Here is a 12315-nt window from a genome sequence, read left to right as displayed (position 1 = left end):
TCCATGATGTGGATTTCAGCAGTTAGGGGTTAGCCGATATGATTATTGGTATATTGATATGTGCCATTGGGTTACTGCCATTGTTTTTAGCGTTGAGCATAGGCAAAGTTTATAATGAAACAAAACTGTCGACAGGAATGATCATTTATATGATCCTGATCACCATTTGGCAGTTGGATATCGGAGTTCTTTATTTTAAGGATGTTCTGTCAGAAGATACAATTCTATTTCTGTTTAAGCTGTTTCGTGCTGGGCCGACGTTCGGTCTCCCGATTGTATTATATGTAGCGTACCGGATTATCAAAGACCAACCATCCATGGTGAAAAAGGCGAATTGGCTGACGAATGTTTCGTATGCTCTTTTCACCAAGAAAGCACTGATTGGCTTCACGATATGGAGTGCCATCGTATATGTGATAAATTGGACGGACTTAGGAATAGAAGGATTGACTGTTACGCAGGAAAGGTATACGGATGTATACTATTTTCCGGATTACGGGCCGCTATTTTGGGTGTATTTTATACACATGGCTATCGTTGTCTTTTTCTTAATCGTTATGCCTGTTTTGTCAATGAGAATACGGAACTCACACTTCAAGAGCTTCCTAATGGGATTTTCCTTCAATGCATTGCTGCTGGTCATACCTGGAATTTTAAACTTTTTTCCTTTGACTGGCGTTCTTACCAGCAGTATTGGTGTAATTTTATTTTCGGTGGCAAACATGCACATTTTTGTTAAGTTGAATGTAGAATTAAAGGTTCATTCCCATGCATTAATGGAAAAACAGAAAAAACTGGACTACACGGGTCATTTGACTGGCAGTTTAATTCATGAAGTAAGGAACACAAACTCTATTATTAAAGGTTTCTCAAGCATGATGGACAAAAATGGATCCCTGGACGATGGAGATAAACGGAAACTGAAAATGATAGGTGATGCATCGGACCATTTAGAGCAGCTGACAGATAATTATAGGGCGTACATGAAGTCATCCGCATTGCTGTATAAAACAGATGATCTTGCGAAAATAATCCAAGAGTCTATCGAATTTACAGTCGGGATGCTCCAGGAAAACAAGGTGGAGTTGGAATTCACAAATATATATTCACCACTGAATGTTTATCTGAATCGGACAAACTTAAAACAAGTTTTTATAAATTTGATCAAAAATAGCGTGGAAGCAATACCGGATAATAGGACAGAAAAGAAGATAACAATCAGCACAGAGATTAATGATAGGAATATCATCATACACTTTATTGACACTGGGATAGGTATACGGCCTGAGGACTGGTTGAGTGTATTTGATCCCTTTATATCATTAGGAGAGAAAGAGCGAGGAATGGGATTAGGCCTAGCCTTTGTGAAGAAGACGATGATCGAACACCTGGGGGATATCAATATAGTAGACAGTTCACCGAATGGTACGCATTTCAAGCTCGAAATACCACAAGAAGGAATGCTGAACGGCGGTAACTACTCGAAATCAATTCAATAAATAAAAAAAGAAGCTCAACATTTTGGCGTTGAGCTTCTTTTTTTAACTGCATCTAAATATACGAAATCCCAGGTTTTCTTTATGCTGCTGCATGATTTCTTCATGCTCTTCCAATATCTCTAGCAAACCATCATCGATAGTTTCTGATAGGGAGTAATCAGCAGCATGCTGTTCATCGACTTTGACCAATCCTGGCTGATATTTTGTTACATCTATTCGTTGAAATCCAGCATCTCTAAAAGCGGTCAGCCATTCCTCCTCCGTAAATAATTGTGGGAAGCGATAAAAATCTACAATGTGAGACCGTTCTTCTTCAGAAAGAGGCTGCTCCAATACAGTTTCGATTGCGAACAATCTGCCGTTTTGCTTCAGCACTCTTTTGATCTCAGGAATTGTCGCGCTAACTCTGGTAAAGGAAATGACCGATTCGGAGAGGACAATATCAAACTGTTTATCCGGGTAGGGGGGGTTCTCTATGTCGCCAACCTTGGTATCAATCGGTAACCCCAAACTGGAGAATCTTTGGTGTGCTTTATCCACCATGGTGCTGTTGTTGTCTAAGGCACTAACACTGCAGCCGTAGTGCTGCTGCAGGTAAGCGGCCGTTTGTCCTGTGCCGCAGCCTGCGTCCAGAAGCGTCGTTTCTTTATTGATTTTCTCTTCTGCTAAAATTTTCTTCGTTAACTGCAGTCCGCCGGGATGTGCACCGCCTACTCCGAATAGTGCCAGACAATCAAGATATGTGTACTTCAAACGTAACCCCTGCCTTTGTATGACATCATTTTAATATGCTATGAATACAGAAATGTTTTGTGCCATTAGCTATCTTGCTGAATAAATTGGTATTGATAGGGGGAGGAAAATGAGCGTAATCAGAACGGATGAATGGCTGCTTGAGCATTATGAGGATCCGATTGCACTATGCGAAAAGCTGACAGGACTTTTTGCTGACGCTTCTGCCGAAGAAATATATGATTACTTTATACGGCACGGCATGTACCGTCCATTAAAGAAGAAGCGTAAACAGCTGGAGGAAAAGGTGTGGGAGGTCGTGCAAGAGGACGAGGCTTTCCTGAAAAAGGAGTGGGACGGTCCGGATATTCCAATCTATATTTTTCCTTCGGATGACCGTAATAAATGGATCCAAACACAATTGGGAGGGAAATCTGGTCTGGCATTCAAGGATAAGCTTTTTTTATTTGTCTCCCCTAAAAATACGGAGGAAGAGATACAAGCAATCTTTACGCACGAGTATAACCATGTGTGCCGGCTGAATCGCTTTGATAAAAGGGAAGAGATGTACACCTTACTGGATACCATCGTATTAGAGGGGTTAGCTGAAAATGCTGTTAGGGAGAGGTTGGGGGAAGAACTGACTGCAGGCTGGGCATCCTTTTATCCGGATAAGAAACTAGAAAAAATGTGGTCCGATTATATTGTTCCGGAGCAGCAGCTTTTGCGCAAGGATTATGAATATCAAGCTATCTTGTTTGGTCACCGCGAATATCCAAAGATGTTAGGTTATTGCATGGGCTATTATGTAGTCAAAAACTATATGGAAAGACAAAGCTTATCGGCCAAAGAGCTGCTGGCTGTCGAAGCTAGTGTGATTGCCGGAGATATGTAATATATGGACATGATAAAGCCCGGCTGCACCAATTCCAGGCTTTTTCATGCTGTCATACCCATTGGGTAATCAAATTTATATGGAATACTGCTAAATAGTCAGATCCAGAAGAGAGAAAGCAAGGCTATTCCTGCGATGGCTCCAAAAGCTACTCCAAAACCAAAGCCAAAGCCGCGGCCAAAACTGCGACCATAACCGCCGCCATACCCATTTCCGTAGCCTCCGTAACCGAAGCCTCCTAGATTTCTGGAGCGGCCCATAGGCTGCAAATATACACGATCCCGGTCTACACGCTGGATGATCCCTCTATGGACTTTTCCGTCATGGCAACGGATTTCAACTGCTTTACCGCTATATTTTTGGCATAATGAACGATATTGTCCAACTGACATATCTTCACCTCCATTATTTTAGGATACAGGGTATTATATGTCCTAAATAAAATATCGAAGGGTACAAGTATCTTAGGGGTTTAGCGGAATCTTGGTGAATAGCGTACAAAATGCTGAAATGGTGGTGGCATAAGATATGACGAGCCTGGAGACAAAATTAGGATTTGACAAAAAATCCAACAAGGAATAGAATAATCACTATTCAACGGAATCTAAATAACTTAATAATAAAGCTATGAATGCTATGGATCACACTATAGCAGGAGCAGCTTCTGGAGAGACCGCCATTTGCGCGGCGCCGAAGGGTTCACAATCTCAGGCAAACGGACAGAAGAGTATCGGATATGTATTTGGGTTATGCTGCGCGCGTATAACCAATAGTATTTGTTATTCTTGTGATCAAGAGATTGGAGAGCCTCCAATCTCTTTTTTTATTGGGTTGAATTGAAGGAGGAGCTAGAGTTGGCACAACAAGAATTAAAGAGGGACTTATCCAATAGACATGTGCAGCTGATCGCCATTGGCGGTACGATTGGTACCGGATTATTTTTAGGTTCCGGAAAAGCGATCCAGCTGGCAGGGCCTTCTATCATCTTTGCTTATATAATTGTAGGTATAGCACTGTTTTTCGTGATGCGAGCGCTAGGGGAGCTGCTGTTATCGAAAGCAGGCTATCAATCTATTACAGACATTGCCGAAGATTATCTTGGACCTTGGGCATCGTTTGTGACAGGGTGGACGTATTGGTTTTGCTGGATCATGACAGCGATGGCGGATGTAATTGCTGTCGGGGTGTACGTGAATTATTGGTTTGATATCCCGCAATGGATTCCTGCACTTATTTGTGTCGTCGTTTTATTAGGGCTTAATCTATTGACGGTTAAGCTATTCGGGGAATTGGAGTTTTGGTTTGCATTAATCAAGGTAGTGACGATTCTTGCCCTAATTGGTATAGGAATTGTTCTGTTGGTGATCGGATTCCAGACAGATGCAGGAACCGTTTCGGTTACGAATCTGTGGGAGCATGGCGGACTGTTTCCAAATGGAATCTCCGGCTTCTTGTTAGCCTTCCAAATGGTCGTCTTTGCGTATGTCGGAGTGGAACTAATCGGGGTGTCAGCAGCCGAAACAGCTAACCCAGCTAAGAACATCCCATCAGCAATCAATAAAATACCTTTACGGATTCTATTTTTCTATGTTGGAGCACTACTAATCCTATTAATGATAAACCCATGGACTGAGCTGAATGCAGCCGAAAGTCCATTCGTTAAGACATTTAGTCTAGTAGGAATCCCGATTGCTGCAGGCATTATCAACTTCGTCGTATTAACATCAGCAGCATCTGCAGGGAATAGCGGCATGTTTTCCACAAGCCGCACCTTATATAATCTAAGTAAGCAAGACCAGGGACCAGCCCAGCTTGCTAAACTGAACAAAAAACACGTCCCTGCGAACGCTTTATGGCTATCAGCCATTGTCGTATCAGTGGGAGCACTCTTAAGCAAACTCATTCCAGAACAAGCCTTTGGAATTGTCACAAGCATTAGTGCAATCTGCTTTATCTGGGTTTGGAGCATCATTCTTATCTGTCATATTAAATATAAGAAAACACGTCCAGAATTGCAGAAGAAATCAACATTTAAGGCACCGTTTACGCCGTTTGTGAACTATGCTGTGCTGGCGTTGTTTGCGGGAGTTCTTGTTATTATGTTGGTGGCGGATGAGACGCGGCCGGCATTGCTGTTGACTCCGGTGTGGTTTGTTTTGTTGTTTGGGTTGTATTGGGGGAGTAAGAGAAACAGAATGCCTAAGTAGTGGTTAAAATAACTGCAGAAAAACTTAAGGAGTCATTACTAGTGAGCACCAAAAAGGAGTCCATAAAGGGGCTTCTTTTGTGTTCGGGGTTAAAACGCTGTTTTTCCCGGAAATACACCACCTTCTCTTACCAAATAAATAGCCATTCTTTTGTGCAGCACGATCGAAATAGAATTTAGATGGAATATCTTCATCTGGTAACCCTAACAGCTCCGAAAATTGCCTAGTTGATTTTTTTACCTTAATCTTAACTATAACCATTTCATTTGGTCCCAATCTGTAGATAACAGATTCACTATCCTCATAATCCTTTAATAATAAAACGTATGATGCTATTATAAAGCCCCATGTAGCTTCTATCACAGAAACGTATTTATAGTATGTTTATTTTTATAGGCAATATGATAATGAAAAAGCACCCATTGCTTAATACGCAATCAGGTGCTTTCGTTGAATATATTCAAAAAAATTACTGAACTGGGCCCATAAATTCGGTGATGATAAGAATATGTTCCTTCAATTTGACCTTTTTTAAATTCTCTACTTTTTCTGTACCACCTAAACCTAGTAGAGGGGTGTAACCGAAACATTCATCGTATTCTGGTGCTTCATATTTTTCTAGAGCTTCTGGATAGGGGAGCCATTCTAAGGCCCTTTGTTTGAATGCATCTTCTTCTAAAAATTTTAGAAACAATGTATATTTCGAAGCTAATACTTTTGTTTTACCTTTTCGATAATTAACCATTACTATATAAGACTCTTGGTTTTCATCCTTTTCAAAAAGTATAATATCACCCATGGATGTAGTGAAAATGGGTATAGTTCCCCTGTTGCGTATATAAGTGTCTTTAACTAAAGTGCTATATTCATCAGGATTTATTATCTTAAAAAAACCGTTCATAAAAGTTCCATATCCAAATGTTTTCCAGACTTCAATCAATTCTCTTGGAAGCAGATCCATATATTTAATGATGGTAGCCACATCCACCTTACTGAGTCTTTTAAAATCGTTGAGTATGCTCAATTAGAATCCTCCAGTATATTGCTCTTCTTCTAGCTAGTATATAAGTAGTTTGTTGTGATAAGGAACCCTCAACAATCTCGGTAGTATCTTTTTAATAAGAAGGAGTGATTATCTTGATAGCTCATCATCTAAATCTTTGATTTCTTCCAAAATCTCATTTAGCCGGTTGATATTTTTGATAAATTCCTCATACGATATTTCCTCAAACTGTGTTACTCCTTCAGCGTATGGGTCACTATCAAATATTTTTACTGAAGCGCCAGATTTGGTTAAGTCATCAATCAATGATTTGAGTTCTTGCAGTTTGTCTGGATCGTCGCCATCTGTTTCCGCAAGGTAATTATTGTTTTGAATTTTATTCTTAACTTCAGTAAATCCTAAACCACTATATTTTTTTATTGCGCTCAGGTATCTTGCAGATGGGTTTGCAGAAGCAATGGTTATAGCAATAATGCTCATTAAAAGTAACCTCCATTCAAGATTTCTTCCGTAGTTAGTGGAGGAAATGGAGTTATTTATTTTTACTGAATGTTTATAAACTTCTTGAGAAGAATTTAATCGTACTCTATCCATACTCTTTCGCTAGATGATTCTATGAACTTAATTATTTCTTGGACTAATTCTGGGAGTATACCTTTTATATTTTCTGATTGTTCAACTTTATTTAAATCAAATTGCTTTAGCTGTCTTATGGTTAAAGATATATCAGGGATCATCCATGGAGAGTCATCATACCATCCTTCGTGATTAAAATATTCCTTTAGTATCCCTTCTTTTTCAAGTTCTGTATCCAATAATGAGTCTAGGATAATTTCAAAGTAACCATTCCATATAATGTATTTATGACAATCATTGAAGAAAACAAGTTTAGGTTCGCCTTCAAATTCATCATAATACTTATTATTTATCATTTAAAATCAATTCCTCTAATGTTCTATTGTATTTATAATTATGGTTAAGGTTTTACTTAATCTAGTTTAGGAATGGCTAAAATATTATCCTTTTATTAGGACTCCTTATTAACGGTGTCTTGTTCCAGGTGATGAATAGTTCCAATAATAATCATCTAAAATACAGAATGAAGTCTGATACTTCAATTAATTGTTTTTTTAATCTCTTCAAACCAAATGTCAAAGCGTTCTTCAGGTAACAGATCATCTGGTTCTGAAAATGATTGATCGTAATTATATTTTGCTGTTAGACTATTCTTTTTAACATTGTAATGCATCTTTATTTCAGCTGGCATATCTATTCCATAATCTTTACATTTTTGGTATATTTCCTCTAAATTCTTGATACCAATATCTAAAACAGCTTCTTGTCTATTGTCAGATGTATCATAAAAATAGCCTTTTTTAGTAGATGTAACTGGTTCATTAAGCTCATTCTTTAATACCACAGAGCCATCAATCTTATAAAAAACATCAAATGTGAAAATCTCTGGTTCATATGAGCAGAACATATAAATATCCTCTGCTTGGTTGTTAACATATTCAAGGCAAATTGCCACTATATCTGCTTGTAATTCAGAAAGGTGATCTTCAAATTTCTTCATAAGGAGAATCCTCCTTCAATGTGAGTTCAGTAAAGATGATCTTTGAAAACAACCCCCAGTGAAAAATAGAGGCTATATCTTATATTTATCTAAAACTGCCAACAATCCTTAATTAAACTTAGCTTCTATATAAACAACAATATCTAGGTAACCTAACTCAGTTTGTATAAAATGTAATGTCTCGACTTTCAAACAAATCCGCATAAGGAACTATGATATCATCTAAGCTTAAAATTAAAGTTGACTACAGATTATCCTTTATTTCAAGGTTTTTTAAGCCGTCAATAAAATCCCTGAAACTATCAGCGATTTTATACGTATTTTCTTCCTCTCCTGACTGTGGAAAGTAAAAGGAATGATCCCATTAATAAACACCATAGTTTTCATTATCAGTTATTAGAACTATTAGGCCTGAACCTGGATCGTCTCCTATTATTAAACTGCCGGGTACCATATCTTCTTCTAACTCGTCATGGCATGCTCTTAAATCAAAGGTCTTTTTGACATCGATGCCATATAAGACATCTAAAGAGATATCTTGGTTTAAATCTTCAACAAAAAAGCGACTATACCTTATCTTAGCTGTCCCGCCGTTATAGTCGTTTAGAAATTCATTGTAATCATTCGGAAGTTGAAATCCCAAATATTCTTCTAATTCTTCTATTGATTCTATTGTTGCTCTTCCAAAAGCGTTTATATTCAGATATCCTCACTCCCATTTAATCTTTCTTTTTCTTAGCTAACGACATAAGCCATATGCCTGCAAAAGATACATAGTTAAGTTGTTACTCAGTGAATACCTCATGGCATATGAATAAAACCATACATTTGAGGTTATAGAAGGGTGCAAAGCCTCTCTTGGTTAATCGAAGTATTTAATGTTGGTTAATAGTAAAATTAAAAAACTTCTTAATTAGATTCAATACAGGTTATTAAAGAACTCAGAAAAGTCATCAGCTAAGATGAACATATTGTCCATTTTGTCTTCTGGTTCAAAATCGTGCATCCATAAATATATCTTACCGTTAAATTCTTTGTTTACACCAAGTAAGATTTCATTACCACTTGGATCATTTGCTATTGAGAGAAATCCTTCTGGGATTTCATGTCTCCAATACCATAAAACTTATTAACTAAACTCTCTCCTTCTTATTCCGGGATTTTGAAGAAAGATTCTTCAGGATAGCCTCCATTGTATTTCAATAAAAAGTCTTTATATTGGTTGGACAAAGTGAGGATGTATTCTTGTTCAAGTCTACTTATATCTTCAAGAGTGATAGGGTCGTTTGTATTTCTCATACTAGTCATGTTAACTCACCTCTAAAGTTACTTGATTTAAATTGGAATAGTACTACTTGCAATTGTTCTTGTAATTTCATATTTGTCTAATGAGATACGGCCAGCATTGTTATTGATGCCTTGTTGCATGGAGTGTATTGGGAGAGAAGGTAAAAAGGAAAGTTAACATATTAAGGACCGTTAAGACCTAATGGCATATGTCATTAGGTCTTTTAAAAAGAAGGGCATTCTGATCTTAGTTTAAAACTGAATTTACACTCTGTTCAAAACGGTTAGCATTCTTTGCCTTTATAGCGTTTAATTGTGAAATTATAACTTTCTGTATATCGCTATCTAAAGTAGGTATTATTTTTTTTGTAGGTTTCTCGAGATGGTTCATGGTTTAATATCCGATTTTGAATAATCTTTAACCATTCCTGTGCATGTGGAAGCATTACAAAAAGAATTTGCTAGTATGTTTAAAGATGATACTGAACCAACAATATTATCATATGACTCAATCGCATGAATTAACCCAAACATTACTTCATCATTCTCAGTGTCATCGTCAAATCCTTGGCATAGAAAAGTAATGCGATTTCCGTCTTTCATTTTTAAAATATTTTCTATTGCCTTTTCAAATTTCTCTACTTCTTGATCATCTCTTAATAGACGATTATCTTTTAGATTTTGCAGTTCGACTAAGATATCCAAACTAACCTTCCTCCAACTTTTCATCTATTATTAAAGAAACAGCCCTCTGTTTATAAAAGGGCTGTCAACTTTTCTATTTTATATATTCGGATTCCCATTTTTCCTGTTTTTCAACAGGGCTAATCTCAGAAAGGTCATCATATCCATAATTGATTTTCATTTTTCCGTTGCTATCTAAGATGTAAGTCAAGTGACTCCACGAGTCTTGTTCTTGTTGTGAAAATTCTAGCCATAAGTTTGTAAAGCATGTATATAATTCATTTTCTAATCGATCAAAGTCATCTTCGTCTATGTTAAATATATCTATTATATCAAGGCTATAAATTGGTTTAGATTTATTTTCAGGATAGTAATAGAAAAATACTTTTTTATAACCTTCTCTGTACTCAGCATATAAGTATATTTTATCCCATTCTTCAGGTATCATATCAACTAAAGTGTTTGCAATTTGTTGGTACATCAATTCCATGTTTTTTGTTTCCAATTTTATTTACCTCCCTTAATAATTGGTTAATCTTTCCGAATATTTCTTCCCCTCTATTGAGTAGTTTATCTTAAATTCAGTTGGTCGGGCAGAAGTTCCTTCGAATAATGGTTTAATTTTAACTTTTACCTCTTTACCTTCTGTTAATGCTTTTTTCCAAGCATTTTCAAGGGCTTTGTAATCTCCTCTGTTTAATTTAGAGTCCATAGGAACTAAATTATCAATATTCCCTGATCCTTTAAAAATACTTGCAATTAAATGGCCTCCGTCATCCTTAGGCTTTCTATCCTCTTTTGCGACATTTCTTTGGGCATAATTATTACGTTTTGCTTTACCTAATGTAAGATTAGCTTCTACATCTTTTATTCTCCCATTGCCGTCAGTTTGATATTTATACCCCTCTTTGTTTGTGTATTCAATATCAGCTTTTAAGGCCTTTTTTCCATTCACTCTTGTAAATTGATCTCCATATTCAACTTTCGTAATAGCTTTAGAAGAGCTATTAAAGTTAATGTCTTTTGATTCTTTTTTAACAACAGAACTACTGTCTATTATCTTATTAAGAGATTTTATACCATCAGAAACAAATCCGCTGCCCTCATCAATTATTTTCACAGGTTTCCCTACAGGAAGAAACATAGCTAATGCAAATGCTTTTTCTCCTTTAGTCGCTTCAGGATTCAAAACAGTAGCAAGATCCTCCGTAAAGAAATCCCAAACTCCACCTACAGCGCCATAGACAAACTCTTCTGTATCTGAAAGCGGTTTGGAACGTGGTTCTGGGATCTTATCAACAAATTCATATGACTCACCGGTATCATGCATGTAATGACGGATGATTCGTCCATCTTTCAGCGTGTGATAAGTACCATCCCACTCGTAATATTCATCTATCACATTCTTTTCGTTCTTAATATATGGATAAAGCTTGTTAAATTCCTCAGCTGTTATCGCCGCTGAATCACCAGTCGCAAGAGCATTCCTGCCTTTTGCCATCAGCTTGAACTCGTTATGATAAGAGAAAAACTCACTGTTAAATTGGGTTATATTAAAATTGTCTACAGTAATATTATTCTTATCAATCGCACTCCTCAGCTTAGACACATACGTTTTCATCTGCTGAATATCATCCTCGGACTTATCCAGCTTGCTTGTAGCATTCGAGTCCATTTCGTACATATTATCAACTGTTTTGCTGATTTTCTTTTTTGCATCGGCGATGGATTCTAGGAATACGCTATCTTTTACATGTGATACGGATGCTAGATCACTGACACTATTAAGCTGCTGATTGATTGCGTCAGTTGTAGCTGATAGGCTGTCCTGTGCTTTCTGCATTTTATTGGTCAGTTCGCCTTCTAAAAACTCCTGGCGGATAAAGCCGCTTTCGTTCGGTTCGAAGGAGAGGACTTGATCACTGACGCTGCATAGTGCTTTTTCATATTGTACCAAAAAGCTTTCCATGAATTCGAGGAAGGGCTTGTGTGCTTCTTCATAGAAGGAGCGGATGGAATCTGCGGTGTTTCCTGCGAATCCATTATGAAGGGTTGTAATGCCGTTAAGAGCCTGCTTGACTTGTTCGACGTTTTCTTTTGTTTTGCTGATGAATTCCTTTGTACTGTCAACTTGCTGCTGGATGTCTCGAACATCTAGATTTTTAATATTGTTCACCACCTGATTTTTCCGTTAGCTATTATCCTAGTTTGATTATAATAAAGGAAAATTTTGGTGTAAGGGGAAACAGGAAAAACACATCTATATTACCAGCGATCTAAGATGGTTTTGGGTAATGAGTCCTTAAGATTGACCATTTCGCAATGAACAAAGGACACGTAAAAAACACTTTTGTTTGATAGTTTGTATAAAAATAAGCTATCAAACAAAAGAGAGGTTCTACTAATCACTATTATGTTTAGTCTAGAGAAAA

General features: G+C 37.2%; 14 protein-coding genes, 2 pseudogenes and 1 riboswitch. Of the genes and pseudogenes, 3 read left to right on the top strand and 13 right to left on the bottom strand.

The genetic code is table 11. The features are described 5' to 3' along the window. Positions 1-38 precede the first annotated feature (38 nt). Positions 39-1499: a sensor histidine kinase gene (locus SFC25_RS01040; protein ID WP_411213490.1), complete on the top strand. Its 1461-nt coding sequence runs from the start codon at positions 39-41 to the stop codon at positions 1497-1499. Between the two features lie 42 nt (positions 1500-1541). Here SFC25_RS01040 and SFC25_RS01035 read toward each other — a convergent pair whose 3' ends face one another. Then, entirely contained in the window at positions 1542-2252 is a 711-nt protein-coding gene (locus SFC25_RS01035; RefSeq protein WP_411213489.1) for a class I SAM-dependent methyltransferase, read from the bottom strand. A gap of 109 nt (positions 2253-2361) precedes the next feature. Between SFC25_RS01035 and SFC25_RS01030 the strand changes: the two genes are divergently transcribed. Beyond that, entirely contained in the window at positions 2362-3126 is a 765-nt protein-coding gene (locus tag SFC25_RS01030; RefSeq protein ID WP_411213487.1) for a DUF2268 domain-containing putative Zn-dependent protease, read from the top strand. 98 nt (positions 3127-3224) lie between these two features. Here SFC25_RS01030 and SFC25_RS01025 read toward each other — a convergent pair whose 3' ends face one another. Then, entirely contained in the window at positions 3225-3518 is a 294-nt protein-coding gene (locus SFC25_RS01025) for a hypothetical protein (RefSeq protein WP_411213486.1), read from the bottom strand. A 262-nt stretch (positions 3519-3780) separates the two neighbouring features. Continuing rightward, positions 3781-3859: riboswitch (glycine riboswitch) on the top strand. A gap of 121 nt (positions 3860-3980) precedes the next feature. Here SFC25_RS01025 and SFC25_RS01020 point away from each other — a divergent pair. Continuing rightward, positions 3981-5333: an amino acid permease gene (locus SFC25_RS01020; RefSeq protein WP_411213484.1), complete on the top strand. Its 1353-nt coding sequence runs from the start codon at positions 3981-3983 to the stop codon at positions 5331-5333. An 89-nt stretch (positions 5334-5422) separates the two neighbouring features. Here SFC25_RS01020 and SFC25_RS01015 read toward each other — a convergent pair. The 11 genes and pseudogenes from SFC25_RS01015 to SFC25_RS00965 all read right to left on the bottom strand — a co-directional run bounded on the left by SFC25_RS01015 (position 5423) and on the right by SFC25_RS00965 (position 12062). Beyond that, positions 5423-5669, bottom strand: a pseudogene (locus tag SFC25_RS01015) (hypothetical protein). Positions 5670-5802: 133 nt separating this feature from the next. Continuing rightward, on the bottom strand, positions 5803-6357 hold the full coding sequence (locus SFC25_RS01010) for a T6SS immunity protein Tdi1 domain-containing protein (RefSeq protein ID WP_411213483.1): 555 nt from the start codon (positions 6355-6357) through the stop codon (positions 5803-5805). A 108-nt stretch (positions 6358-6465) separates the two neighbouring features. After that, entirely contained in the window at positions 6466-6816 is a 351-nt protein-coding gene (locus SFC25_RS01005; RefSeq protein WP_411213482.1) for a hypothetical protein, read from the bottom strand. Positions 6817-6911: 95 nt separating this feature from the next. Then, positions 6912-7268 (bottom strand): hypothetical protein, encoded by a 357-nt coding sequence (locus SFC25_RS01000; protein ID WP_411213481.1) that lies wholly within the window; start codon positions 7266-7268, stop codon positions 6912-6914. 182 nt (positions 7269-7450) lie between these two features. Further along, positions 7451-7912 carry a resuscitation-promoting factor Rpf1 domain-containing protein gene (locus SFC25_RS00995; RefSeq protein WP_411213480.1) on the bottom strand — a complete coding sequence of 154 codons (462 nt, stop codon included), beginning with the start codon at positions 7910-7912 and terminating at the stop codon, positions 7451-7453. Positions 7913-8156: 244 nt separating this feature from the next. Further along, positions 8157-8615: pseudogene (locus SFC25_RS00990) on the bottom strand (SMI1/KNR4 family protein). 216 nt (positions 8616-8831) lie between these two features. Next, the gene (locus SFC25_RS00985; protein ID WP_411213758.1) at positions 8832-8966 is read right to left on the bottom strand and encodes a hypothetical protein; all 135 of its coding nucleotides are present in this window, start codon (positions 8964-8966) and stop codon (positions 8832-8834) included. A 95-nt stretch (positions 8967-9061) separates the two neighbouring features. Next, the gene (locus SFC25_RS00980; RefSeq protein WP_411213757.1) at positions 9062-9211 is read right to left on the bottom strand and encodes an SMI1/KNR4 family protein; all 150 of its coding nucleotides are present in this window, start codon (positions 9209-9211) and stop codon (positions 9062-9064) included. 375 nt (positions 9212-9586) lie between these two features. After that, the gene (locus SFC25_RS00975; protein ID WP_411213478.1) at positions 9587-9904 is read right to left on the bottom strand and encodes an Imm30 family immunity protein; all 318 of its coding nucleotides are present in this window, start codon (positions 9902-9904) and stop codon (positions 9587-9589) included. A gap of 73 nt (positions 9905-9977) precedes the next feature. Beyond that, the gene (locus SFC25_RS00970) at positions 9978-10388 is read right to left on the bottom strand and encodes an immunity protein YezG family protein (protein ID WP_411213476.1); all 411 of its coding nucleotides are present in this window, start codon (positions 10386-10388) and stop codon (positions 9978-9980) included. A 15-nt stretch (positions 10389-10403) separates the two neighbouring features. Continuing rightward, positions 10404-12062, bottom strand: a complete 1659-nt coding sequence (locus SFC25_RS00965) for a T7SS effector LXG polymorphic toxin (RefSeq protein ID WP_411213475.1) — start codon at positions 12060-12062, stop codon at positions 10404-10406. Positions 12063-12315: the final 253 nt, after the last annotated feature.

This window comes from Terribacillus saccharophilus (assembly GCF_046592595.1).
Lineage (GTDB): Bacteria > Bacillota > Bacilli > Bacillales > Amphibacillaceae > Terribacillus > Terribacillus saccharophilus_C.
This window is presented reverse-complemented; position numbering and strand designations above follow the sequence as displayed.

Bases quoted from the DNA above. Each gene is read 5' to 3' on its own strand.
- SFC25_RS01030 (WP_411213487.1), top strand. From the start codon at position 2,362: ATGAGCGTAATCAGAACGGATGAATGGCTGCTTGAGCATTATGAGGAT.
- SFC25_RS00995 (WP_411213480.1), bottom strand. From the start codon at position 7,912: ATGAAGAAATTTGAAGATCACCTTTCTGAATTACAAGCAGATATAGTG.
- SFC25_RS01005 (WP_411213482.1), bottom strand. From the start codon at position 6,816: ATGAGCATTATTGCTATAACCATTGCTTCTGCAAACCCATCTGCAAGA.
- SFC25_RS00980 (WP_411213757.1), bottom strand. From the start codon at position 9,211: ATGAGAAATACAAACGACCCTATCACTCTTGAAGATATAAGTAGACTT.
- SFC25_RS01025 (WP_411213486.1), bottom strand. From the start codon at position 3,518: ATGTCAGTTGGACAATATCGTTCATTATGCCAAAAATATAGCGGTAAA.
- SFC25_RS01000 (WP_411213481.1), bottom strand. From the start codon at position 7,268: ATGATAAATAATAAGTATTATGATGAATTTGAAGGCGAACCTAAACTT.
- SFC25_RS01040 (WP_411213490.1), top strand. From the start codon at position 39: ATGATTATTGGTATATTGATATGTGCCATTGGGTTACTGCCATTGTTT.